This is a genomic window from Streptomyces sp. NPDC093252 (assembly GCF_040683675.1).
GTDB lineage: Bacteria > Actinomycetota > Actinomycetes > Streptomycetales > Streptomycetaceae > Streptomyces.
In genome coordinates this window covers 1-23590 of the sequence record NZ_JBFBEM010000002.1, presented here as the reverse complement: position 1 = coordinate 23590, position 23590 = coordinate 1, and the positions used below count along the sequence as shown (strand labels likewise).

Sequence of the window (23590 nt, the reverse complement as noted above, 5' to 3'; positions counted from 1 at the left end):
CTGAGGTGTCGGAGGGGGCTGGAGGGACCTGGGGCGCCTGGGTGTCTGAGTTGCCGGGGTGCCGGGAGTGCCGGTGGGTGAGTCTGCCGGGTGGGTCTTTCCGGGGTCGGTCGTCGCCGGGTCGGTCTCCGGATGAGCCCCCGGGGTGAGGCCGGTGGGTCGGCCTGCTGGGTGAACCTGCCGGGTGAGGCTGTCGCCGGGCCTTCCGGACGGGCGTCCGGATCAGCCTCCGGGGTGAGCCCGCCGAGTCGGTCGGCCTGCCCGGTGAGCCCGACGGAGGCGTCCTTCGGCTAGGCCCGCCGGGTGAGGCTGTAGGCCGGGCCCTCCGGACGGGCGTCCGGATCAGCCCCCGGGGTGAGCCCGCTGGGTCGGTCGGTCTGCCCGGTGAGCCCGGCGGAGGCGCTCGCCGGGTCGGCCCGCCGGTGGGCGCACCGGACGCGTCCGCCCGGATGCGCCCCGGCGTGAGCCCTACCCCACCCTCTCGATCACCGCTCGGCGGATCAGGAACTTGCCGGGCTCGCGGACCTCTTCGAAAGCGGCGTTGTTCAGCAGGACGCAGCTTCCGGAGACCGAGGTGACCTCGACCGTCGTGGACTTGTTGTTGTCCAGGTTGGTCACCTTCAGCAGGGTGCCCGCCGGGAACTGGTTGCTGGACGCGGCCGGGGCGCCGCCCTCGCCGGAGAGGGTCACCGTCGACCCGTTGCACACCTGCTCACCGGAGGCGGCGGGCGGGGCGTTGCCCGCCGGGGGTGCGGTGCTCGCGGGGGGCGCGGCACTGGCGGGCGGCGCGGGGTTCGAGGGCGGGGCGGCCTGGGAGCCCTGAGCCGACTCCCCCACCTGGCACCCGGCCGCCGCCTGCTGCCGCTTGATCTCCTCGATGACCGCCAGCCGGTTGGCGATCCGCGCCTCGGACTGCGCGTCCGGATTGGCCCGCTGATCCGCGATGAACCGCTCGTTGTTGCCGAGCGCGACGGCCTTGCCTTGGCAGACGGCCGAGTCGGCGGCGCTCTGGGCGGCGTTGGAGGTGGCCGCCATCGCGAAGGCCCCGCCACCGGCCACGGCCGCCGCGCTCACCAGCAGCGCGATCTTCTTCTTCGGACTGAGCGTTCTCCTGCGCGACATTCGCGCCTCCTGGGAGGTCGGGGAGCGTACGCCGCTAAGTACGCGACCCCGGAGGCGGTTACTCAGAGGTCACCCGAGTCTCTTGACGTAACGTGCGTCACCCCGCGCGCCCGCCCGCTCCGCCGACTCCTCCACCCACCGCCTCCCGGATGCGCGCTCTGTTCGATTTTCACCGACTCTCCGTGTGGCGCGTGAGGTGCCTGGGGAAGGTCATCAAACTCCGCGCCCACCAGGGCTTTTACGGTGCCGTGCGGGCTCCCTGAATGTCAGTGGCGGGCGGTACACTTGACGAAGTGTTCGAGGGAATCGCCGGTGTCCGAAGAGCGGCCGGCCGGTTCCCTCACCGCGACAGGAGGATGCCCGTGCCCGCTGCCGCACTGAAGCCGAAGCCGTTGCCCACCCAGTCCACCGCGACCCGTCCCGTACTGCTGGAACTGCCCTGCGAGCCGGTCCGCAAGCGACCGCTCCCGGCGGGGCGGCCCCGCCAGTGGTACATCACGCACAACCGCCGCCTGAAGGCGATGCGCCTGGCCATCGCCCTGCTCGACACCGGCGTCTATCTGCCCGACCAGGCCCGCAACGAGACGATCCGGAGCACGGCGGAGCTGATCGGCGTCCACCCGCCGTCCGACACCACGTGCCATATGGTGCGGGCCTTCATGCGGTACAACCGCTGACCCCGCCGCGAGGCCGGGTGCCGTGCCCTCCGGGGAGGGGCGGAGCGGTGCCCGGCGTCGCGAGAGGACGGGCGGGTGGTGTGGCCGGACGAGGGCCGTCGGCGGTTGGGCGGCGGTCGGGCTGCGCTGGGCGGCGGTCAGGTGGTCGGACGGGGCCCGGTGGCGCCGGTCAGGTGGCCGTCGGACTGCCGTCGGGCCGCGGCGCCGGTACCCGCCGACGACCCGACGACCGTCAGATGGCGGTCGGACGCCGGACTGCGCTAGGGGGTCGCAGTGCCCGCCGGCGACCCGACGAGTGTCAGGCGGCGGTCGGACTGAGGTTGGCGGCCCCGGTGCCTGCCGGTGACCAGCCGACCGTCAGGCGGCCGTCAGACGGTGGTGGGACCGGCGTCGGACTGTGGTCGGGTCGCCGCCCGGTGATGATCATGCGGCCGTCAGCTCCCGCTCCAGTGGGGTCCGGAAGCGCGGGGTGATCCGTACCCCGCCCACCCAGGACCGCAGCCGGTCGGCCTCCGCCGCCACCGCCCGCTCGGCCTCCGCCCCGACGCCGTCCCGCTCCAGCAGCCGCCAGACGATCTCGCCGTCGGCGCGCTGCGCCCACCCGCCCACCACTCTCCCGCCCCACCACACCGTCGGCCCCACATTGCCGCTCCGGTCGAACAGCGCCGGGCGCAGCGCGGGAGCGAGGAACCAGTCCCGGTGGCGCCAGCCCATGGCGGTGGGGTCCAGGGCGGGGAGCAGGGCGGCCCAGGGGGCGGACGCGGCCGGCGGAGCGGTGAGCGGATCGTCGGCCGTCACCCAGCCCATCGCCGACGCCGCCGCCACCGCCTCCTCGTCGTCCAACTGGACCCGCCGCGCGCCGATCGCCGTCAGCGCCCGCCGCACCTCCGTGACCTTCCAGCCCGTCCACCAGGTGAGGTCCGCCTCGGTGGCCGGGCCGCAGGCCGTCAGCCAGCGGTCCAGCAGCGCCGCCTGGGCCCCGGCGATGTCCAGCTCCGGGTGCGGTGGCGCGGGGGCCCAGCGGAACTGCGACGACGTCCAGGAACCCAGCGGCCGGCCCCGGACCACCTTGCCCTCCTGGCCCAGCAGCCGCAGCAGCCGGGTCGAGACCGTGTGCAGCCCCTCGTAGCTCTTCCCCGCCCCGTACACGAACCGCTCCTTGAGCCGGGGCTCGTCCCGCGCCAGCTCCACCGCCGTCGCCTGGCCGCGCCGCGCCAGCGCGGTCAGCGTCGCGTCCTCCACCTCCTTCAGCCAGACCGCGTCCGGTGCCCCGGCCGCCGCCATCTGCTGGAGCAGACCGGCCCGCTCGCGCGCGGCGACCGCGATCCCCGTCGACGCGTGCACCACCGCCGTCAGCTCCGCCGGGAACACGAACACCGTGCTGCGCATGCCGTGCATCCGGACCAGCGATCTGTCCGTGTACAGGGCGCGCTCGGTCTCCGCGACCGTGCGCCCCGGGTCCGTCAGCCGGGCGGCCACCGCCAGATAGACCGTCGCCGGGTCCGTGCCGTGCAGGGCGACCAGGGTGTCGGCGATCTCCTCCGGTGTCCCCGCCCGCGCCCCGGGCGCCAGCCGCTGGCGCAGCGCGAGCCGGGCCCGCCGCTCCGCCGCCCCGATGTGCCGCACCGCCCCGTCACCCATACCGGCCTCCGCTCCACCGCACCGCTGCCCCCATCATCACCGACCCCACTGACAAGGGGCCCTGGCGGCGGGATCCACGCAGGTCAGGAAGGGGTACGGGTCAGTTGCCCGCGGTGTCCGCCGCGAGCAGCGTGGTCACCAGGGCGTGCCGGGCGTCGGCGTGGTCGCGGAGCCAGGCGCCGAGGAAGTGGTCGGCGTCCGGGAAGGCGAGGCGGGTGCAGCGGGAGCGGGCGGCCAGGGCGTCCCGTACCGCGTCGGTGACCGCCTGCGGGATGATCTCGTCCGTGCCCGGCACCGCGAGGACGGCCCGCCCGGCGTAGGCGCGCAGGGCGTCCAGGGCGGGGGAGTCGCGCCAACTGTCCGGGGTGCGGATGAGCCGGGTGAACGGGCCGTCGCTCTGGCCGAACGGCAGGTCCCAGGCGTCGGCGGCGTAGATGCCGGGCGCGCAGAGGGCGAGGGCGGCGACCCGGTCGCCGTAGTGCGCGGCGAGGTCGGCCACCGTCTGCCCGCTCATGCTGAACCCGACCAGGACCAGCGGCACCCCCTCCGGCACCAGCGCGTCGATCACCGCCACCGCCTGCTCGAACCGCCGCCGCAGACTCAGCTCCCCGAGCGTGCCCGAACTCTCCCCGTGCCCCGAGAAGTCGAACGCCAGCGCGTCACAGCCGTGCGCCGCGAACTCCCCGAGCAACGGCCGCAGCCGCTCCTTGCTGCCGTGCCCGGCACCGTGCAGCAGGACGGCGGTGGGGGCGGCGGCACCGCCGCGGTACGGCGAGACCGCCGCCACCCGGCTGACGGCGAGCCGCTCCCCGGCACCGCCGGAGGTGCCGGGGAGGTCGTGGAAGAAGTCGGACGTGGAGTCGGACGGGGAGGGGGACGGGGCGAGTTCGGTCATGCGGCCATTCACTCATGGCCGACTGGACCCGGGCCCGGCAGGCGTCAGAGCAGGCGTCAGAGCCCCGGCGCGCCCCAGAGCGGGAACCAGCGGCCGAGGTCGGGCTCGACCCGCAGGTCGTCGGCGAGGAGCGCCTTCATCTGGAGTTCGAGCGGACTGTCACGCCGCTGGGCACCCGCACCACCACCCTGCGCCCCCGGCAGCGGGGCGAAGGGATAGAAGGTGCCGCGCTTGTAGAGATAGACGAGGGCGAGCCGCCGCCCGTCGGCCCGGCGCTCGAACCCGACGAGGGAGCAGAGCAGTTGCGGGCCGAAGCCGTTGACCTCCATGGAGGTGTTCACCGCGTGGAGATCGTTGACGAGCTGCGGCAGATCCTCCGGGGTGCGGCGGGAGACCAGCCAGGAGTAGCCGAAGTCGTCCCGCAGCAGTTCCACCGGAGATCCGGCGCGGTCGGTGTCCGCGTCCAGCAGCGCCTGCACCTCCCGGTGGGTCTGCTCGAACGCCCCGCCCTCGACGGTCGCGAAGCACACCGCGCCCTGACCGGTCGGGGTGAACCCGGCGGCGGCCTCCAGGGTCACCGCCGCCGACGGCAGGGCGAAGAGCCGGTCCAGATCGGGCGGGACCGGCTTGGTGCGGCCCAGCAGGATGTCCAGCAGCCCCATGCTCACCTCGCGTTCCCGGGCAGCGCCGGCTCACCCAGCTCGGCGGAGATCCGCGCCAACTGCTCCAGCCGCTGCTCCAGGCTCGGGTGCGTGGAGAACAGCCGGGCCAGGCTGGGCTGGTCCGGGGAGCCCAGGGCCGGGGTGAAGTAGAAGGCGTTGAACGCCTGGACCGTCCGCAGATCCTTGGTCGGGATGCGGGCCAGGTCGCCGTCCACCTTGGTGAGGGCGGAGGCCAGCGCGGACGGCCGCCCGGTGAGCAGGGCCGCCGCCCGGTCCGCGGCCAGCTCCCGGTACCGGGACAGGGCGCGGATCAGCAGGAAGCTGATCGCGTACACCGCCAGCGACACCCCCATCACCGCCGCGAGGATCATCGCGGTGTTCTGGTCCCGGCGACCGCCGAAGAGCTGGGAGTAGAAGGCGAACCGGATCATCAGCCCGGCGATCACCCCGAGGAACGAGGCGATGGTGATCACCGCCACGTCCTTGTGCGCCACGTGGGACAGCTCGTGCGCCAGCACTCCCTCCAGCTCGGCGGGGTCCAGCCGCCGCAGCAGCCCGCTGGTCACGCACACCACCGCGTTGTCGGCGTTGCGGCCGGTCGCGAAGGCGTTCGGCATGTCCAGCGAGGAGACGGCGACCGTCGGCTTCGGCATGTCCGCCATCGCGCAGAGCCGGTCCACCACGGCGTGCAGCTCGGGATACTCCTCGCGCTCCACCACCCGGCCCCGCATCGCGAACAGCGCGATCCGGTCCGAGTACCAGAACTGCGCCAGCATCAGCCCGCCCACCACGACCACGACCAGCACCCACGACTTCAGCAGCACGATCAGCGCGGCGACGAAGGCCACGTACAGCAAACCCAGCAGGAACAGCGTCACCGTCATCCGGACGGTCAGCCGCCGGTCACTGCGGAAGCGACTCTGCATTCTGCATCACCCCGCACCACACCGAGGTCAGGCACTCGCCTCACCCTTCCAGTGTGCGCCCGGCTGTCCCATACAACGATCCCGATCACCCCAGGGACCTGCAAAGCCTGCGTTCACCCGAGATCAATAAGCCCGGCGTCAGCGCGCTCAGAAGGGCGCCCGGAATCCGAAGAACCCCAGCAGCACGATCACCGTCACCAGCCCCCCGATCACCACCACCACGGACCCCCACGGCGACCGCCGCGCAGGCCACCGCACCCGCACCCGCCGCCTGCGCCGCCCCTCCGGTTCCCCCCGGAACGGCACGGGTCCGGGCGGATTCTCCTTCCACCGGGCGGCCAGCATCCGCGCCCGCGCCGAAGGCTCCTTCACCTCGGCCCCCGCCGCCCACCGGAAGTCGAACTCCTCGTCCCCGGACTCCCCCTGCGGCTCCCGCTCGCCCCGACCCTGCTCACCCATCTCCCGGCACACCCCCGCGTCCCGTCCACGGCCCCACGATCAGGGCTCTCGCTTAGAACATACGCCCGTGCCCCACCGCCGGGCAGGGCGATGGGGCACGGGCGTATCACGCCTTGATCAGCGGCCGGTCACCGAAGGCCGACCGCACACCGATCACACACCGATCACACACCGATCACACGTCGAAGTACAGCTCGAACTCGTGCGGGTGCGGGCGGAGCTGGAGCGGAGCGATCTCGTTGGCGCGCTTGAAGTCGATCCACGTCTCGATCAGGTCGGACGTGAAGACATCGCCGGCCAGGAGGAACTCGTGGTCGCGCTCCAGGGAGTCCAGGACGGCCGGGAGGGAGGTCGGGACCTGGGCGACGCTCGCGTGCTCCTCGGGCGCCAGCTCGTAGAGGTCCTTGTCGATCGGCTCGGCGGGCTCGATCTTGTTCTTGATGCCGTCCAGGCCCGCGAGGAGCAGGGCGGAGAAGGCCAGGTACGGGTTGCCGGAGGAGTCCGGGGCGCGGAACTCGACGCGCTTGGCCTTCGGGTTCGAGCCGGTGATCGGGATACGCATCGCGGCGGAGCGGTTGCGCTGCGAGTACACCAGGTTGATCGGCGCCTCGAAGCCCGGGACCAGGCGGTGGTAGGAGTTCACCGTCGGGTTGGTGAAGGCCAGCAGCGACGGGGCGTGCTTGAGGATGCCGCCGATGTAGTAGCGGGCGGTGTCCGACAGGCCCGCGTAACCGGCCTCGTCGTAGAACAGCGGGTCGCCGTTGGCCCACAGGGACTGGTGGACGTGCATGCCCGAGCCGTTGTCGCCGAAGATCGGCTTCGGCATGAAGGTCGCGGTCTTGCCGTTGCGCCAGGCCACGTTCTTCACGATGTACTTGAAGAGCTGGAGGTCGTCGGCCGCGGCCAGCAGGGTGTTGAACTTGTAGTTGATCTCCGCCTGCCCGGCGGTGCCCACCTCGTGGTGCTGGCGCTCGACCTTCAGGCCCGCGCGGTCCAGCTCCAGGGAGATCTCCGCGCGCAGGTCGGCGAAGTGGTCGACCGGCGGGGTCGGGAAGTAGCCGCCCTTGTAGCGGACCTTGTACCCGCGGTTGTTCTCCACCGCACCGGTGTTCCAGGCGCCCGCCTCGGAGTCGATGTGGTAGAAGGACTCGTTCGCCGAGGTGGCGAAACGGACCGAGTCGAAGACGTAGAACTCCGCCTCCGGGCCGAAGTACGCGGTGTCGGCGATGCCCGTCGACGCCAGGTACGCCTCCGCCTTCTTCGCCACGTTCCGCGGGTCACGGCTGTACTGCTCGCCGGTGATCGGGTCGTGGATGAAGAAGTTGATGTTGAGGGTCTTGTCCCGGCGGAAGGGGTCCACCCGGGCCGTCGACAGATCGGCGCGCAGGGCCATGTCCGACTCGTGGATGGCCTGGAAACCGCGGATGGAGGAGCCGTCGAACGCCAGCTCCTCGTCCGCGTCGAACGCCTCGACGGGCACCGTGAAGTGCTGCATCACGCCCGGCAGGTCGCAGAACCGGACGTCGACGAACTTGACGTCCTCGTCCGCGATGAACTTCTTGGCCTCGTCGGCGTTCTGGAACATCCAGCTCCTCCTACTCCCGACCGTCCCGCCGGGGTGGTTGATCGTTCGTGCGGCCGGTGCGGTGGCACACGCCGAGCTCCGACCCTAGGGAGGCGTGATTTCTCGGGCGTGACCCATTTGTTTCGCTGAAGTTAACCAGGCTCTGGTCTGCGCCGTTCCGCCCGGATCGGTTCCGGTCCCGTTCCGTCCCACCCTGCTCCCGCCCCGGTCCCGGCGCACCCCGGCGTGACCGTCCGGCAGGGGGGCCGAGTACCGTGGTCGGGTGGACAAGAGGCAAGCAATCGGATCGTGGCTCTCCGGCCCGCGCGCCGCCATGGAGGAAGCAGGAGCCGACTTCGGCCACCCGGGCAAGCAGCTCGGTCTGCCCGAGCGGGGACCCGGCTCGATCGCGCGCCCCGGGCGCCGGCTGGGCGCGCTGCTCCTCGACTGGGCCCTGTGCTTCTTGATCGCATACAGTCTCATCACGGACGGCTACCAGTCGCAGGCGACCAGTAACTGGACCCTGCTGATCTTCTTCGTGCTCGGCGCCCTCACCGTCTCCACCCTCGGCTTCACCCCCGGCAAGCGCCTCTTCGGCCTGCGGGTCGTCGCCCTCGACACCGGCACCGTCCGGCCCGTCCGCGCCCTGGTCCGCACGGTGCTGCTCTGCCTCGCCGTCCCCGCGCTGATCTGGGACCGCGACGGACGCGGCCTGCACGACCGGCTGGCCCGCACGGTCGAGGTCCGTATCTGAGACCGGGCCCGTATCCGAGACCGGCCCGTATCCGAGACCGGGCCGCATCTGAGACCGGGCCCGTCGCGCTGACGCCGGTCGGGTGACCGGACGGCCCGTCGCGGGCCGGATTCCGGGAGCCGTCCCCGCCGCCCGGAACACTGCCCCCATCGGGTGTGGAGGTGGTGGACAGATGTCCTACGACGGACCGACGACGATCGTGCACAAGGCGGCCCGGGTCGCCGAGGCCGCGGCACGCGGCGCGGACGAGGCGGAGCGGGCCCGGCGGCTGACGCCGGAGGTGGTGGACGCCGTACGGGAGGCCGGTTTCGCCCGGCACTTCGTCCCGGCCGCCTACGGCGGTGAGACCGGCACCTTCACCGAGCTGACCTCGGCCGTCGCCGTCGTCGCCGAGGGCTGCACCTCGGCCGGGTGGGCGGCCTCGCTCGCCGCCTACGCCGGGCGGTACGCCGCCTATCTGCCGGAGAAGGGGCAGACCGAGATCTGGGCCGACGGGCCCGACGCCCTGCTCGCCGCCGCACTGATGCCGGCCGGTACCGCCGAACGGGTCACCGGCGGCTGGCGGCTCGGCGGCGAGTGGAAGTACATCAGCGGGGTGCACTGCGCCGACTGGGCGCTGGCCTGCGCGCCCGTCCCGGCCGACGGCACCGACACCCCCGGGCCCGGCGGGCGGCCCCCGGTGCGGTACTTCGCCGTACCGCGCGGCGACTACTCCGTGATCGAGAGCTGGAACCCGGTCGGGATGCGCGGCACCGGCAGCGACACCCTCGCCCTCGACGACGTCTTCGTGCCGGAGCACCGTACGCTCGCGCGCGCCGATGTGCACGCGGGGCGGGCACCCGCGTCCGACGCGCGCTGCCATCTGGTGCCGATGTACGCCGTGAACGCGCTGCCCTTCGCCGGGCCGCTGGCCGGCGCCGCCCGCGGGGCGCTGCGCGCCTGGACAGAGCGGACCGGGACCCGGGTCGACCGGCGGGGCAACGCCGTCGCCGGGCAGAGCGCCATCCAGGTCGCGCTGGCCCGCTCCGCCGCCGAGACGGACGCCGCCGAGCTGCTGCTGCACCGCACCGCCGCCGTCGCCGACGGGACGCTCACACCGCCGGAGGCCGAGGCCGCCGTCCGGGGACCCCGGGACCTGGCGCTCGCCGTCGAACTGCTGGTCTCCGCCGTCGACCGGGTGTTCCGGGCGAGCGGCACCTCCGGACAGGACCTCGGCGACCCCGTCCAGCGCTTCTGGCGGGACCTGAACAGCGCCGCCTCGCATGTGGCGCTCTCCTTCGAGACCACCGGCGCGGCCTACGGCGCCTGGGCGCTGGGCGGCGGGAGCGATGGTGAGGGTGGGAGTGGGGGCCGGGGCGCGGGGCCCGTGCGGTGACCGGGTCCGGTTGCTGGCCGCCGCGCGCGGCTGCATAGTCGAGCTGATGCCGGTGACGCTCTAGCCGCCCCGTGGTCACGGACAGTGAATCGCCGGCGAGGCCGACAGGTGGTGCGCCGTCATGACGGACCAACAGGACCGACAGGTTCAGCGAGATCAACCCGCTCCAGTGGCCGTATCCGGTAGGGCGGATACGGGAGATGTGGGAGACATAGCCGAGGCCCATGTGGCCTCCGACGACTTCCGGGCCGCGATGGCCCGCTTCCCGTCGGGAGTGGTGGTGGTCACCACCCGCTGCCCCGACGGCTCCCCGAGAGGATTCACCGCCAGCTCGTTCTGCTCGGTGTCGCTGGCGCCGCCCATGATCCTGGTCTGTCTGGCGAACTCCGCCGACTCGGCGGCCTCCTTCGCCCGCTGCGACCACTTCGCGGTGAGTGTGCTCTCCCCGGTGCACCGGGGGCTCGCGGTGCGGTTCGCCACCAAGGGCGCCGACAAGTTCGCGGGCGGCGGGCTGCGGCTCAGCCCGCGCGGACTGCCCACGGTCGAGCGGGCCCTGTCCGAGCTGGACTGCGTCCTGCACGCACGACACCCGGCCGGGGACCACATGGTCCTGATCGGCCGGGTGACGGGGGTACGGCTGGGCGAGGGCTCGCCGATGATCTACTACGACCGGTCGTTCCGGTCGCTGACGTGATCGGCCGTGCCGCTCAGCGGGCTGCTCAGCGGGTGCGGGGGGTGCCGCCCTTCGGGAGTTTCATGCCCTTCGGCATGGGCCCCTTCGGCAGCGGCATGTTGCTCATCAGGTCGCCCATGGCGCGCAGCCGGTCGTTGGTGGCGGTCACCTGCGGGCCGGTCAGCACCCGGGGGAGCTTCAGCATGGTGGTGCGGAGCTTCTTCAGCTCGGTCTGGCCCTCGCCGGTGCCCACGATCAGATCGTGCACCGGTACATCGGCCACGACCCGGTTCATCTTCTTCTTCTCGGCGGCCAGCAGGCTCTTGACCCGGTTCGGGTTGCCCTCGGCGACCAGCACGATGCCGGCCTTGCCGACCGCCCGGTGCACCACGTCCTGGCTGCGGTTCATCGCCACCGCGGGGGTCGTGGACCAGCCCCGGCCGATGTTGTCGAGCACCGCCGCGGCGGCGCCCGGCTGGCCCTCCATCTGCCCGAAGGCGGCCCGCTCGGCCCGGCGCCCGAACACGATCGCCGTCCCGAGGAAGGCGAGCAGAAAGCCCAGGATGCCGAGATAGATGGGGTGACCGATCAAGAATCCGATCGCGAGGAAGACACCGAGGATGCCGATTCCGACAGCCGCGAGCACCAGACCGATCTTCTTGTCGGCCCTGCGGGTCATCTTGTAGGTCAGAGCGATCTGCTTCAGTCGCCCGGGGTTCGCGGCGTCCGCCGCGGATTCCTTCCTCGCCATGCCACGAAGTCTACGTGTCTCCCGCGCCGCCTTCGACGGCGGTGCGGTCACGGGACCTGCCGGGGGTGCCGGGAGGACAGGGGACCTGCCGGAGACGCCGGGAGTCAGGAGCGGGCGGTGAACGTCTGGTCGAGGACGCGCTCCGCCTCGACCCGGTCCTTGGCGCGGCGGCGGTCCTCCAGGACGGAGGTCCAGGCGTTGCGCCGGGCGGTGCGCTGGCCGCCGCTCATGAGCAGCGACTCGACGGCCCGCAGGGCGGTGGTGAACGACGGGATCGCCGTCGCGCGGACGGGCGCGGCCTGCATGGTGGTGGTCCCCCTGACTGGATGGTGCCTCAAAGTCTCAAACGGAAGTTCGAGCGGTTCAAGCAGTTCGAGCAGTTCAAGTAGTTCGAGCGGTTCAGCCGTGGATACAGCGTCACTGCTCGGTGTTACCAGGGCGTGACCGACCGGTCAAACGCCCATGAAACCTTGATGCGGACCCCGCACACAGGGCCGCGGCCCCGGCGTGCGCCCTCATCAGGGCGGACGGGCGGGGCCGCGGCACACGGCGTTCTACCACCGGGTAGTCACTTGTGCGCGAATTCACACGCGCGCCGCAACGCGCGGTGCCGCGCCCCCGGCTGACCCCGCCTCAGACGGCCTGCGCGGCGATGAACGAACCCCGCTTCTCGACGGCCATCTGATACAGCCGCCCGGCGCGGTAGGAGGAGCGGACCAGCGGGCCGGACATGACACCGGAGAAGCCGATCTCCTCGGCCTCCTGCTTCAGCTCCACGAACTCCTGCGGCTTGACCCAGCGCTCCACCGGGTGGTGGCGCACCGAGGGGCGCAGGTACTGGGTGATGGTGACTAGCTCGCAGCCCGCGTCGTGCAACTGGCGCAGCGCGTCGCCGACCTCCTCGCGGGTCTCGCCCATACCGAGGATCAGATTGGACTTGGTGACCAGCCCCTCGTCCCGGGCGGCGGTGATCACCTTCAGGGAGCGGTCGTAGCGGAAGCCGGGGCGGATGCGCTTGAAGATCCGCGGGACGGTCTCGACATTGTGCGCGAAGACCTCGGGGCGGGACGAGAAGACCTCCGCCAACTGCTCCGGCACCGCGTTGAAGTCGGGGGCGAGCAGCTCCACCTTGGTCCGCCCGGCCTCGCGCCCGGCGGTCTGGGCGTGGATCTGGCGCACGGTCTCCGCGTACAGCCAGGCGCCGCCGTCGGCCAGGTCGTCGCGGGCGACGCCGGTGATGGTGGCGTAGTTCAGGTCCATGGTGACGACGGACTCGCCGACCCGGCGGGGCTCGTCGCGGTCCAGCGCCTCGGGCTTGCCGGTGTCGATCTGGCAGAAGTCGCAGCGCCGGGTGCACTGGTCGCCGCCGATGAGGAAGGTCGCCTCGCGGTCCTCCCAGCACTCGTAGATGTTGGGGCAGCCGGCTTCCTGGCAGACCGTGTGCAGGCCCTCGCTCTTCACCAGGTTCTGCATCTTCGTGTACTCGGGGCCCATTTTCGCCCGCGTCTTGATCCACTCGGGCTTGCGCTCGATGGGGGTCTGGGCGTTGCGGACCTCCAGGCGCAGCATCTTGCGTCCGTCGGGTGAGACTGCGGACACGACCGGCTCCCTAGTCATTCGGTGGTGGTGCGGCGAATCGGTTTCGTGGTGCGGCGAATCGGTTTCGGTGGTGCGGCGGTGTTCTCCGGGCCGCCGCGGTGTTTCTGTGGTACGGCGACTTTTCAGGGTACGCCCGACCGCGTGCGGGGGCGCTACGCCGCCGGAGTCGTCTCGATCACGCGCGGTGCCGGGTCCGCGTGCTCCAGGACGTCCCGCAGATGGCGCTCCACCACCGGGGCGACCTCCTCGACCGTCACGTCCCGGCCCAGCTCGCTCGCCAGGGACGCGACCCCGGCGTCCCGGATGCCGCACGGGATGATCCGGTCGAACCACTTGTTGTCGGGGTTCACATTGAGCGCGAAGCCGTGCATGGTGACGCCCTTGGCGACCCGGATGCCGATGGCCGCGATCTTGCGGTCCTCCCGGCGCTGCCCCGCGTTGGAGGGCGCGTACTCCGGGCCGTTGAGCCGGGCGTCGAACTCGTCGTCCGTCAGCCGGGGATCGAAGTCCAGGGAGAGCCCGCCCGGTGCCGGGCGCCGCTCGACCGGGTCGCCCAGCACCCACACCCCGCTGCGGCCCTCGATCCGGGTGGTGTCCAGGCCGAACTCGGCGCAGACCCGGATCAGGGCCTCCTCCAGCCGCCGGACGTGCGCCACCACGTCCACCGGGCGGGGCAGCTTCTGGATCGGGTAGCCGACCAACTGGCCCGGACCGTGCCAGGTGATCTTGCCGCCCCGGTCCACATCGATGACCGGCGTGCCGTCCAGGGGCCGCTCGCTGTCCGCGGTGCGCCGCCCCGCGGTGTACACGGGCGGGTGCTCCAGCAGCAGTACGGTGTCCTCGGTCTCGTCGGCGAAGCGGGCCGCGTGCACCCGGCGCTGCTCGTCCCACGCCTCCTGGTACTCGACGGCGTCCGCGCCGAATCCCAAGCGGACGAACCGCAATCCACTCACGGCAAGCGCCTCCCTAGGGCGATCCATGTGCCAGGCACGTAATGCGCTCACGCCACTGTACGTCCGCCGCCCGCGCGTCAGCTCTTGAGGCAATCCTCACACGATCGGATGAAAGCACGCGGAAGTGTGCGACCGGCTGGCTACCCTCCGCTACATTCGCGCCGTTCATGAGGCCATAAGGGCTGCTCACAGGCAATCCGGGCCCTTCGGCCCGGAAGGCAGGAGATCGCACCGCAGATGACGGATCGACCCGCGCAGCGCACTCCCAACCGCCAGCTCGCCGCGCTCATCGCAGAAGCGGGGTTCTCCAACGCAGGTCTCGCCCGTCGAGTCGACCAGCTCGGTCTTGAGCACGGTCTCGACCTCAGATACGACAAGACGTCCGTCACCCGCTGGCTGCGCGGTCAGCAGCCGCGCGGCACCACACCCGCGCTGATCGCCGAGGTCTTCACCCGCCGCCTCGGCCGCCGGCTCACCGCCCAGGACCTCGGCCTGGACGCCTGCGCACCCGTCTACGCCGGGCTGGAGTTCGCCGGCAGTCCCGACGAGGCGGTGGACATCGTCGGGGGGCTGTGGCGCAAGGACTCCGGCAGCCACGCCGAACTCCGCAAGATCGCGTTCACCGCGGCCGGGCTGGTGGTCCCCAGCCGGGACTGGCTGATCGGCAAGCCCGACGACCGGGTGGCCCGCGCCGAGCCACCGCCGCGGGTGCCGGTGCAGGCCCGCCCCGGCCTGCCCAAGCAGCGCGGCCAGACCGGTGACCGGGGTCCCCGGCACAAGGTCTCCGGCGGGGACATCGCCGCCCTGCGGTCGGTCGCCGACCTGTTCCGTGCCCTGGACCACATGTACGGCGGCGGCCACGCCCGGCAGGCGCTGGTGCGCTATCTGGAACACGAGTGCGAGCCGATGCTGCGCGGCACCTACGGCGAGCAGACCGGCCGCCGGCTGTTCAGCGCCGCCGCCGATCTCACCCGGCTCGCGGGCTGGACCTCGTACGACATCGCCGCGCACGGGCTCGCCCAGCGGTACTTCGTGCAGGCGCTGCGGCTCGCGCAGGCGGCGGGGGACCGGGGGTACGGCTCGTACGTCCTGGTCACCATGAGTCGGCAGGCCGTCTATCTCGGGCACGGGCGGGAGGCGGTGCAACTCGCGCGGGTGGCCCAGCAGGGGGTCGGCGGGGTGGCGCCGCCGGTGGTGCAGGCGCTGCTGCACGCGGCGGAGGCGCGCGGGCACGGGGTGCTCGGCGAGGTACGGGCCTGCACCGCGTCCCTGGTGCGGGCCGAACGGGCGCTGGAGGTGGCCCGGCCCGGGGACGAGGTGCCGCACTGGGCGCGCTTCTTCGACGAGGCGCAGCTCGCCGACGAGCTGGGGCACTCGCACCGGGATCTCCAGCAGTTCCGGGCGGCGGCGCAGCACGCGGAGCGGTCGTTGCTGCTGAGGGCGCCGGCCTTCGCGCGGAGCCGGCTGTTCTGCCGGGTGGTGCTGGCGACGGCGCGGCTGGGGCTGGGGGAGCTGGAGCAGGCGTGCCAGTTGGCGGCGGAGGCGGCCGGGCAGGCGGCGGAGATGCGGTCGGTGCGGGCGCTGGAGTATGTGCGGGACTTCGAGCGGCGGTTGGAGCCGTACAAGGATGCGGCGCCGGTGCGGGGGTATCGGGAGCGGGTGGCGGGGTTGGGGTGAGGGGTGGGGGGTTCGGTTGTGGGGCGGGTGCGGGTGGGTGGGGTTGGGTGCGCAGTTGCTCCCCCAGAGGGGGCACCCCCAGCGCCCCTGGGGGGTGGGGGTGAGGTGGGTTGTCGGGTGGCCGGTTGTGGGGGGCTGGTCGCGCAGTTCCTCGCGCCCCTGAAATGCGGGGCGTTGGCCTTGGCGGTGTGAGGTTCGGCCGTCGATGTGCTGGGCGTGCGCGGTTTCCCGCGCCCCCAGCCCCCACCACCCCTCAAGCGGCTATGCCGCGCGAACCGTTGGGGACGGGTCGGCGGTGTGGAGGGATGTGGTGTCTCCCAGGTCGCGGACGATCGCGGCGGCGGCTCGGCGGCCGGAGTGCAGGGCGCCCTGGACCGTGCTCGTGTCGCGGTGGTCGCCGCACACGTACAGGCCCGCCATCACCCGCACCGGGCGCCGCAGGTCGTGGGGCGCCCGCATCGCCGGGACGGCCTCCGGGGTGTGGTGGACGGCCAGCGTCTCCCAGCGCCGTGTCTCCACCCCGTACAGCCGCGACAGATGCGCGCGGACCGCCGCGTCCAGGTCGGCCGGGGGAGCGCCCAGGACCGTCGAGGAGATCAGCGCGCGGCCCTGCGGTGCCCGGGTCGGGTCCACCGCGCTGACCACCGCCGTGTGCGCCACCGGACCGCCCCGGTCGGCGTCCAGGAGCAGCGCGGTGCCGGTGCGGGGCGGTTCGTCGGTGGTGTGGTGGACCACGGTCACCGGGTGGAAGTCCGGGACCCGCAGGCCCGGCAGGAGGTCCGCCGCGCTGCGGGCGTCCGTCGCCAGCAGCACCGCGCGGCACCGGAACTCGCCGTGCTCCGCGGTGGTCACCGAGGTCGTGGAGACCGCGGTGACCCGGACCCCGGTGTGCAGGGTGTCCGGCGGCAGGGTGCGGGAGAGGAGTTCCGGGAGGGCCTCCGCGCCGCCCTCCGGGAGGCAGAGCCGGCCCGCGGCGAACGCCCGCAGCGCGAGGTCGGCGCACCGGCTGGACGTGGTCAGCTCCGGGTCGCACAGCAGCGCGGCGAGCAGCGGACGCAGAAAGCCGTCGACGGTACGGGCGGGCAGCCCGCGCGCGGCGAGCGCCTGACCGGCGGGCGCCTCGGGCCGGGCCAGCACCCGTTCCACCGGCGTCGCGGCGAGCCGGGCCAGCGCGGTCCGCAGCCGGGCGTGGTCGATGGCGGTGCCCAGCGGGCGCGGTACGGCCGGATGGGACGGATGGGACCGGGGGAGCGGCTGGGAGCGTGGGGCGCTTGCCAGGGCGCGTACGGCGTGAAGTGCGCCCCTCGCGCTCCCTCCGTTCGCCGGAGTGCCCGTGCGGTGCAGACGGCCGTCACTGTGCAGCAGCACGCCCGGGGCGAACGACCGGAGCACCAGACCGTCCAGGCCCGGAGTGCGGCGCAGTTCGGGGAACGCGGTGGACAGGAGCTGGCCGATCCGGTCGAGCCGGAACCCGTCGACCTTCTCCGTCGCCATCCGGCCCCCCACCCAGGGGGCGGCCTCCAGTACGGCGGTCGACACTCCTGCGCTGGTCAGCCTGTGCGCGGCGGAGAGCCCGGCGACCCCGGCTCCCACCACGACGACATCCGCCTGATACGCGGGCTGAAGCACGTGCCCCTCCCTGAGGTCGCGCGGCCGGTGGAGTCCTCATGCCCCGTGGCCGCCGGGAAAACCCGGGTTCAGATCGAGGGTAGGCAGGCGATCTTTCCAGGTCAGTCGCGCACGCACAGGGTCACGGTCGCACGGAGGTGGCATGGGGTGGGGGGCGTGGGTGGGGGTGCGGGTCGGGTGCGGGTGGGTGGGGGTTGGTCGCGCAGTTCCCCGCGCCCCTGGGAGGGGGTGGTGAGGGGTGTTCACCGGGTGACGGCGGTCGGGGGCTGGGCGCGCAGTTCCTCCCCCAGAGGAGGTGCCCCCAGCGCCCCTGAAATGCGGGGCGTTGTCCTTGGCCGTGCGCGGTCCGGCTGTCGATGTGCTGGGCGTGCGCGGTTCCCCGCGCCCCTGAAAGGGCGTCGCCCCCTAGCGGAGTGCCGCGCGGACCGTGTCCTCGATCGTCGGGAACGCGAAGGTGAATCCCGATTCCAGCAGGCGGGTCGGGCGGACCCGTTGGCTGCCCAGGACATCGCCGGACATCTCGCCCAGCGCCGCCCGCAGTACGGGGGAGGGGACCGCGAAGAGGGTCGGGCGGTGCAGTACCCGGCCCATCGCCTCGGTGATCTCACGGTTCGTCAGCGGCTCGGGGGCGGTGAGGTTGAACGGGCCGGACAGGTCGTCGCGGTCCAGCAGATGCCGGATCGCGGCCACCTCGTCGTGCAGGGCGATGAAGGACCAGTACTGCCGGCCGTCCCCGAGGCGTCCGCCCAGCCCCGCCCGGAACAGCGGGAACAGCCGGGCCCACGCCCCGCCCTCCCGCGCCACCACCAGCCCGGTCCGCAGGAACACCGTCCGCACCCCGGCCCGCTCCGCCGGAGCCGCCGCCGCCTCCCAGTCCCCGCACATCTCCGCCAGGAACCCGGTACCGGCCGGGGCGCTCTCGTCCACCGCGCGGTCGCCGGTCGGCCCGTAGTAGCCGATCGCGCTGCCGTTCACGAACACCCGCGGCGGCGCCTCCATCGCGGCGAGCGCCTCGGCCAGCGCCGCCGTGCCCCCGATCCGGCCGCGCCGCAGCCGCTCCTTGTACGCGTCCGACCAGCGCCGGTCGCCCACCCCGGCGCCCGCCAGATTCACCACCGCCGTACAGCCCGCGAGGCCCGCCGCGTCCACGCGGCCCGCCTCCGGGTCCCAGCGGACCTCGTCCCCGCCGCGCGGCTCGCGCCGCACCAGCCGTACCACCTCATGACCGTCGGCGGTCAGGGAGCGGACCAGGGAGCCACCGATCAGACCGGACGCACCGGCCACCGCGATACGCGAACGTTCCATGCGGTCATTCTCCCCGCACGGCCCGGCGGGGCGCTGGTGACGGGGTCCCGCCGGGCCGGGTGAAATCCGCGGGACCGGTGCGGTGGGCGGTCGTACAGTGATGCGCATGCCCGCGCCAGAACCAACACCCCATATACGCCATGCCCTGCCCGAGGACGAGGCCGCGCTCGTCCGGCTCGACCGGGAGAGCTGGTCGCCGCTGCACGCGGTGAGCCCGCGGCCGGACGCCGACCAGCCCTTCTTCGGCAAGCGCAGCGGCCCCCTCGACCACTTCGTCGCCGAACTCGGCGGACAGGTCGTCGGCTATGTCCGGATCGGGTTCCCCACCGAACTCGCCTCCAACGCCCATGTGCGCCAGATCCGCGGGCTCGCCGTCGCCGAGGGGGCCCGCGGGCACGGCATCGGACGGGCGCTGGTGCGGGCCGCCGTCGAGGAGGCCCGCGCCCGGGGCGCCCGCCGGATCTCCCTGCGCGTCCTCGGCCACAACACCGCCGCCCGCGCGCTCTACGCCTCCGAGGGGTTCGTGGTCGAGGGCGTCCAGCCGGAGGAGTTCTTCCTCGACGGGAGCTATGTGGACGATGTCCTCATGGCCCGTCCGCTGTAGCGGGCGCGCCGGTCAGGCCGTCGTCAGGTCGTCGTCGGTTCCCCGGTGTCCACCGGGGCCGTCGCCCGCGCCGCGCGCTCCGCGTCCGCCGACACCTCCGCCGCCGTCAGCACGTACCCCGTCTGCGGGTCCGAGGTGGAGCGGGCGAAGACCACGCCGAACACCCGGCCGTCCGTGGTCAGCAGCGGGCCGCCGGAGTTGCCCGGCCGGACCGTGGAGCGGATCGAGTAGATCTCCCGGGTGACGGTCGCGTCGCTGTAGATGTTCTGCCCGCGCGCGTCCACCCGGCTCGCGACCGTCGCCGCCTGGAGGTCCAGACCGCCGTCCTGCGGATAACCGGCGACCACCGCCGCGTCCCCGCGCGCGGCGGAGTCGTCGAAGGACAGCGCGGGGGCCGTCAGCGCCGGCACGTACAGCACCGCCACGTCCTTGTCCGGGTCGAACAGCACCACCCGCGCCTCGTACGCCCGCCCGACGCCGCCGACCCGGACCGTCGGCCTGTCGATCCCGGCCACCACATGGGCGTTGGTCATCACCCGCTCCCGCGCGTACACGAACCCGCTGCCCTCGCGCCCCTGGTCGCCCACCACGCCCTCCACCTTCACCGTGCTGCGCTGGGCGGCGGCGGTCGCGGCGGCCGTGACACTGTCGCCGGACGGCTCGGCCACCTCCGCCGTCGACTCGTTCTCGAACGGGTTGAAGACCTGCGGGAACCCCGCCTCCGTCAGCGCCGAGGTGGCCCCCGAGAACCAGGCCGGAGTGGTCTCCGGCATCACGTCCTGCACCGTGCCCAGCAGCCGGGAGTCCCGGATGGCGTTGGTCAGCAGCGGCGAGGAGGAGGCGGCCAGCACACTCGCCGCGACCCACGCCACGATCAGCGCCGCCGCCGCGTTGGCGACCGCCCCGCCGATCCCGTCGGCCACCCGCAGCGGCCCCCGGTCCAGCTCGTGCCGCAGTCGCAGCGCCAGCCGCCCGGCCAGCTCATGGCCCAGCACCGCAGGCACCAGCACCGTGCACACCGCCGTCACCGTCGCCGCCGTCGTGCCCGCCGTGACCAGGTCCATCACCCACGGCAGGATCCACACCCCGATCGCCGCCCCGCCCACGAACCCGGCCAGCGACACACAGCCCGCCACCAGCCCTCTGCGGTACCCGGAGGCCGCGTACACCACGATCACCACAAGCAGCAGGATGTCGAGCAGGTCCATGGGTGCCGCCCTTCGCTCGGACCGTGCGCACCCCTTCATACGCGCGCCACGGGACCGGTGATCAGCGCCACCGCCCGCGACGGGCACGGCACTGTCTGTACCGCGGAAAACGTCGCGGACCGGGACGATGGTTCCACCAGGTGGCACAGCACACATCGCGGACGGTCCGGCGGGCACCCAGAGTGGGATCATGCGTGCCCCCTCCTGGCGCAACGCCGCACCCGGCGCCGCGCGACGCTGCCGCGACGCCGTGCGCCGATCCGGCGACGCCGTGCGCCGGTCCCGGGACGCCGTACGCCGGTCGCGCGCCGCCGTGCGGCGGCACTTCGGCGACCGCCGCGCGGCGCCCCGTCCGACCCGCTTGCCCCGCCGGTTTCCGCTCCGCCCGGTCAGGCTGCCACGCCTGCCCCGTGTGCCCCGTATGCCCCGTATGCAGTTGCCGGCTCGGCTCCGCCCGGTCAGGCTGCCCCGGGCCGCCGTGCTCGCGCTGGCCTGTCTGCCCGGGGCCGCCGCCGTGACCGTGCTCGGCCTGTGCGCCTCGGGCGTGGAACGCGAGGGTGCGGCCGAGGCCGAGGCCGTCCGCAAGCTCGCCGCCCGGCCCGCCGCGCACGGCGCCCCCCGGCCGTCGATCCTGCCCCGCTCCGCCTGGCTCGCCGCCCCCGAGGCCCCCGGCCGCCCCACGCCGCGCTACGACGACAAGGTCGTCGCCGTCTTCGTCCACCACACCGACTCGCCCAACGGCTACGACTGCGCCGACACCCCCAATATCATCCGCGCCCTGTCCGCCGGGCAGACCGGCGTCCGCGACTGGGACGACATCGGCTACAACTTCCTCGTCGACCGCTGCGGAGTCGTCTACGAGGGCCGCGCGGGCGGCGTCACCCGGGCCGTCACCGGCGCCCACACCCAGGGCTTCAACCACCGCACCGCCGGGATCGCCGCCATCGGCACCTTCACCGCCGGGGCCGAGGTGCCGCGGGTGATGACCGACGCCATCGCCGGGCTCGCCGCCTGGAAACTGGGGCTGGCCGGGGCCGACCCCCGGGGCAGGGTCCGGCTGGTCTCCAGCAACAGCCTCAGCCGGTACGTCTCCGGCACCCCGGCGGTGCTCCCGTCGATCGCCGGGCACAACGACGGCTTCATGACCAGTTGCCCCGGCGCCGCGCTGACGGCCCGCCTGCCGGAGATCCGGGAACGCGCGGCCCGCCTCCAGGGCCGCGCCCCGGCGCCGGGCCTGCGTCCGGATGAGCCGACGACGCCCGCGTCCACGCCCGCGTCCACAGCCGCGCCCACGGGGCCGACGGCGGTGCCGTCCGCCGCTGTGCCGTCAGGGGTGCCGTTGCTGCCGCCCGGCACCGCCCCCGTCAACCCGGGTCTGCTGCTCAGGTCCGGGACCCCTACTCCTTGACTACTACTCCTTGACTACTCCTTGACGTACTCCTTGAAGCGGTCCCACAGCCGGGGATAGCGCTCGGCCAGCACCCGCTCGTTCTCGAAGTCGACCGGTGTGCCCTCCGGTTCCGAGAGTGCCGGGGCGATCCCCAGATCCGGCGCGACCGTGCCGGTGAGCTGCTCGTACGCCTCGTCCGCCGCGTACCCCAGCTCCTCCCCGTCGCCGTCGATCTCCTCGTCGAAGTCGTCCAGGAGATCGGCCAGCGCGTCCGGGTCGTGCAGGGCGCCCTCGTACACCTCCCGGCCCTGGCCGATCAGCCAGCAGCGGAAGAAGTCGAAGGCGTCGTCGCTGGCGCCGTCCAGCAGCACCCAGGCGGCACCCCACAGATCCCAGCGGTAGGCGCGGTTGTAGCGGGCCTCGAAGTGCCGGGCGAAGTCCAGGACCAGATCGGGCTCCATCTGGAGCAGCCGGTCGACCAGCAGATCGGCCTGCTCGTCCGGGTCGCCCTCGGCGGCCTCGCGGGTGGCGTCCACCAGCTCCCAGAACTCCGTCTCGTCCATCACGCCACCAGCATCGGGCCTCGGCGCGGGAGCCGCACGCGGAGTGGGGCGGATCGTTATCGACCGGCGCCCGCGCGGTACAGCGCCGCCTGCCGCCCGGCGTCCCTGGCGAACCGTTTGCGCAGCGCCGCCGGGGCCACCACCTCCACCTCCGGACCGAGCGCCATGAGCTGGGTGTGGGCGACCTCCTCGGACTCCACCCGCAGGGTGACCGTGGCCCACCCCCGCGCGTCCGGCTCCGCCGCCTCCAGGACGTCCCGCGCCGCCACCGGATCCACGACGTACGGCAGCCTGCGCAGCCCCTCCGCCGACAGCCGGACGACGACCTCGGCGCGCAGCAGCGAGCGGGTGAACCGCAGTGCCTGCTCCGCCCAGAAACCCGGCAGATCGAACCCCTCGTCGCGCGCGAACCGCTCCGCGCCCGGCTCCACCGAGGTGAACCGGTCGATGCGGTACGTCCGGAAGGTCCCCGGCTCCGCGACCCGCGCGCACAGGTACCAGACCCCGGCCTTCAGCACGAGCCCGTACGGTTCCAGCCGCCGCTCCACCTCGCCGTCCCCGCGCCGGTAGCGGGCGGTGACCTCCCGGTCGTCCCACACCGCGTCGGCGACGGCGGGCAGCAGCGCGGGGGTCGGGGGCTCACGGAACCAGTTCGGGGCGTCCAGATGGAACCGCTGCGCGGCGGTACGGGAGGCGTCCCGCAGGGACGGCATCAGGGCGGCGGACACCTTCAGGCGGGCCGCCGAGGCCGCGTCCTCCAGCCCCATCTCGCGCAGCGCGCCCGGCACGCCGGAGAGGAACAGCGCCTCCGCCTCGCTGCGGGCGAGCCCGGTCAGCCGGGTGCGGTACCCGCCGACCAGGCGGTATCCGCCGGCCCGGCCCCGGTCCGCGTACACCGGGACGCCCGCCTCCGACAGGGCCTGCGCGTCCCGCGTCACGGTCCGCTCCGACACCTCCAGCTCCCGCGCCAGCTCGGCGGCGGTCATGGAGGGGCGGGACTGGAGCAGCAGGACCATTTTGATGAGACGGGCAGCGCGCATGGGTCATATTTTGCGGGGAGCGCCGGGGGACGGGGTCGGTTTTCGGGTGCGGCCCGGTTCGTGGCTGGTCGCGCAGTTCCCCGCGCCCCTGAAAAGCCTTTAGGGGCGCGGGGAACTGGTCTT

22 protein-coding genes and 1 pseudogene are annotated in these 23590 nt (G+C 73.3%); 7 read left to right on the top strand and 16 right to left on the bottom strand.

Going from position 1 to position 23590, the window contains the following annotated elements:
• Window positions 1-468: 468 nt before the first annotated feature.
• Window positions 469-1122 carry a hypothetical protein gene (locus tag AB0O01_RS03335; RefSeq protein WP_365310546.1) on the bottom strand — a complete coding sequence of 218 codons (654 nt, stop codon included), beginning with the start codon at window positions 1120-1122 and terminating at the stop codon, window positions 469-471.
• Window positions 1123-1484: 362 nt separating this feature from the next.
• Here AB0O01_RS03335 and AB0O01_RS03330 point away from each other — a divergent pair, with 362 nt between their 5' ends.
• Window positions 1485-1799 (top strand): hypothetical protein, encoded by a 315-nt coding sequence (locus AB0O01_RS03330; protein WP_365310544.1) that lies wholly within the window; start codon window positions 1485-1487, stop codon window positions 1797-1799.
• Between the two features lie 423 nt (window positions 1800-2222).
• Here AB0O01_RS03330 and AB0O01_RS03325 read toward each other — a convergent pair whose 3' ends face one another.
• The 6 genes from AB0O01_RS03325 to glnA all read right to left on the bottom strand — a co-directional run bounded on the left by AB0O01_RS03325 (window position 2223) and on the right by glnA (window position 7967).
• Window positions 2223-3440 carry a winged helix DNA-binding domain-containing protein gene (locus AB0O01_RS03325; protein ID WP_365310542.1) on the bottom strand — a complete coding sequence of 406 codons (1218 nt, stop codon included), beginning with the start codon at window positions 3438-3440 and terminating at the stop codon, window positions 2223-2225.
• Between the two features lie 100 nt (window positions 3441-3540).
• Window positions 3541-4335 (bottom strand): alpha/beta fold hydrolase, encoded by a 795-nt coding sequence (locus AB0O01_RS03320; RefSeq protein ID WP_365310540.1) that lies wholly within the window; start codon window positions 4333-4335, stop codon window positions 3541-3543.
• Between the two features lie 56 nt (window positions 4336-4391).
• The gene (locus tag AB0O01_RS03315; RefSeq protein WP_365311218.1) at window positions 4392-4997 is read right to left on the bottom strand and encodes a hypothetical protein; all 606 of its coding nucleotides are present in this window, start codon (window positions 4995-4997) and stop codon (window positions 4392-4394) included.
• 2 nt (window positions 4998-4999) lie between these two features.
• Window positions 5000-5923, bottom strand: a complete 924-nt coding sequence (htpX, locus tag AB0O01_RS03310) for a zinc metalloprotease HtpX (RefSeq protein ID WP_365310538.1) — start codon at window positions 5921-5923, stop codon at window positions 5000-5002.
• A 147-nt stretch (window positions 5924-6070) separates the two neighbouring features.
• Window positions 6071-6382, bottom strand: a complete 312-nt coding sequence (locus AB0O01_RS03305) for a hypothetical protein (protein ID WP_365310536.1) — start codon at window positions 6380-6382, stop codon at window positions 6071-6073.
• 175 nt (window positions 6383-6557) lie between these two features.
• On the bottom strand, window positions 6558-7967 hold the full coding sequence (gene glnA, locus AB0O01_RS03300) for a type I glutamate--ammonia ligase (RefSeq protein WP_365310534.1): 1410 nt from the start codon (window positions 7965-7967) through the stop codon (window positions 6558-6560).
• A 262-nt stretch (window positions 7968-8229) separates the two neighbouring features.
• On the opposite strand from glnA, the gene AB0O01_RS03295 reads away from it, so the two are divergent.
• From AB0O01_RS03295 to AB0O01_RS03285, 3 genes are all read left to right on the top strand, one after another.
• Window positions 8230-8700, top strand: coding sequence for an RDD family protein (locus AB0O01_RS03295; protein ID WP_365310532.1), 471 nt, complete (start codon window positions 8230-8232; stop codon window positions 8698-8700).
• A 172-nt stretch (window positions 8701-8872) separates the two neighbouring features.
• A complete protein-coding gene (locus AB0O01_RS03290) occupies window positions 8873-10075 on the top strand; it encodes an acyl-CoA dehydrogenase family protein (RefSeq protein WP_365310530.1) in 1203 nt (400 codons plus the stop codon).
• Between the two features lie 253 nt (window positions 10076-10328).
• The gene (locus AB0O01_RS03285) at window positions 10329-10769 is read left to right on the top strand and encodes a flavin reductase family protein (protein ID WP_365311217.1); all 441 of its coding nucleotides are present in this window, start codon (window positions 10329-10331) and stop codon (window positions 10767-10769) included.
• Between the two features lie 25 nt (window positions 10770-10794).
• Here AB0O01_RS03285 and AB0O01_RS03280 read toward each other — a convergent pair whose 3' ends face one another.
• The 4 genes from AB0O01_RS03280 to lipB all read right to left on the bottom strand — a co-directional run bounded on the left by AB0O01_RS03280 (window position 10795) and on the right by lipB (window position 14051).
• Window positions 10795-11499, bottom strand: a complete 705-nt coding sequence (locus tag AB0O01_RS03280; protein ID WP_365310528.1) for a DUF4191 domain-containing protein — start codon at window positions 11497-11499, stop codon at window positions 10795-10797.
• 104 nt (window positions 11500-11603) lie between these two features.
• A complete protein-coding gene (locus tag AB0O01_RS03275; RefSeq protein ID WP_365310526.1) occupies window positions 11604-11804 on the bottom strand; it encodes a hypothetical protein in 201 nt (66 codons plus the stop codon).
• 328 nt (window positions 11805-12132) lie between these two features.
• Complete coding sequence (gene lipA / locus AB0O01_RS03270) at window positions 12133-13098, bottom strand: lipoyl synthase (RefSeq protein ID WP_365310524.1); 966 nt, start codon at window positions 13096-13098, stop codon at window positions 12133-12135.
• A gap of 152 nt (window positions 13099-13250) precedes the next feature.
• The gene (gene lipB / locus AB0O01_RS03265) at window positions 13251-14051 is read right to left on the bottom strand and encodes a lipoyl(octanoyl) transferase LipB (RefSeq protein WP_365310521.1); all 801 of its coding nucleotides are present in this window, start codon (window positions 14049-14051) and stop codon (window positions 13251-13253) included.
• Window positions 14052-14288: 237 nt separating this feature from the next.
• Here lipB and AB0O01_RS03260 point away from each other — a divergent pair, with 237 nt between their 5' ends.
• Window positions 14289-15728, top strand: a complete 1440-nt coding sequence (locus AB0O01_RS03260; RefSeq protein WP_365310519.1) for a regulator — start codon at window positions 14289-14291, stop codon at window positions 15726-15728.
• A 261-nt stretch (window positions 15729-15989) separates the two neighbouring features.
• Here AB0O01_RS03260 and AB0O01_RS03255 read toward each other — a convergent pair whose 3' ends face one another.
• The gene (locus AB0O01_RS03255) at window positions 15990-17357 is read right to left on the bottom strand and encodes an NAD(P)/FAD-dependent oxidoreductase (RefSeq protein ID WP_365310517.1); all 1368 of its coding nucleotides are present in this window, start codon (window positions 17355-17357) and stop codon (window positions 15990-15992) included.
• 405 nt (window positions 17358-17762) lie between these two features.
• Window positions 17763-18662: a TIGR01777 family oxidoreductase gene (locus AB0O01_RS03250; protein WP_365310515.1), complete on the bottom strand. Its 900-nt coding sequence runs from the start codon at window positions 18660-18662 to the stop codon at window positions 17763-17765.
• Window positions 18663-18768: 106 nt separating this feature from the next.
• On the opposite strand from AB0O01_RS03250, the gene AB0O01_RS03245 reads away from it, so the two are divergent.
• Entirely contained in the window at window positions 18769-19266 is a 498-nt protein-coding gene (locus tag AB0O01_RS03245; protein ID WP_365310513.1) for a GNAT family N-acetyltransferase, read from the top strand.
• A gap of 23 nt (window positions 19267-19289) precedes the next feature.
• Here AB0O01_RS03245 and AB0O01_RS03240 read toward each other — a convergent pair whose 3' ends face one another.
• Window positions 19290-20474: a MarP family serine protease gene (locus AB0O01_RS03240; protein WP_365310511.1), complete on the bottom strand. Its 1185-nt coding sequence runs from the start codon at window positions 20472-20474 to the stop codon at window positions 19290-19292.
• Between the two features lie 421 nt (window positions 20475-20895).
• Here AB0O01_RS03240 and AB0O01_RS03235 point away from each other — a divergent pair.
• A pseudogene (locus AB0O01_RS03235) lies at window positions 20896-21693 on the top strand (peptidoglycan recognition protein); the annotation flags it as partial.
• A gap of 203 nt (window positions 21694-21896) precedes the next feature.
• On the opposite strand, the gene AB0O01_RS03230 reads toward AB0O01_RS03235, so the two are convergent.
• Window positions 21897-22427: a DUF4240 domain-containing protein gene (locus tag AB0O01_RS03230; RefSeq protein ID WP_365311216.1), complete on the bottom strand. Its 531-nt coding sequence runs from the start codon at window positions 22425-22427 to the stop codon at window positions 21897-21899.
• Between the two features lie 56 nt (window positions 22428-22483).
• The gene (locus AB0O01_RS03225; protein WP_365310509.1) at window positions 22484-23467 is read right to left on the bottom strand and encodes a WYL domain-containing protein; all 984 of its coding nucleotides are present in this window, start codon (window positions 23465-23467) and stop codon (window positions 22484-22486) included.
• Window positions 23468-23590: the final 123 nt, after the last annotated feature.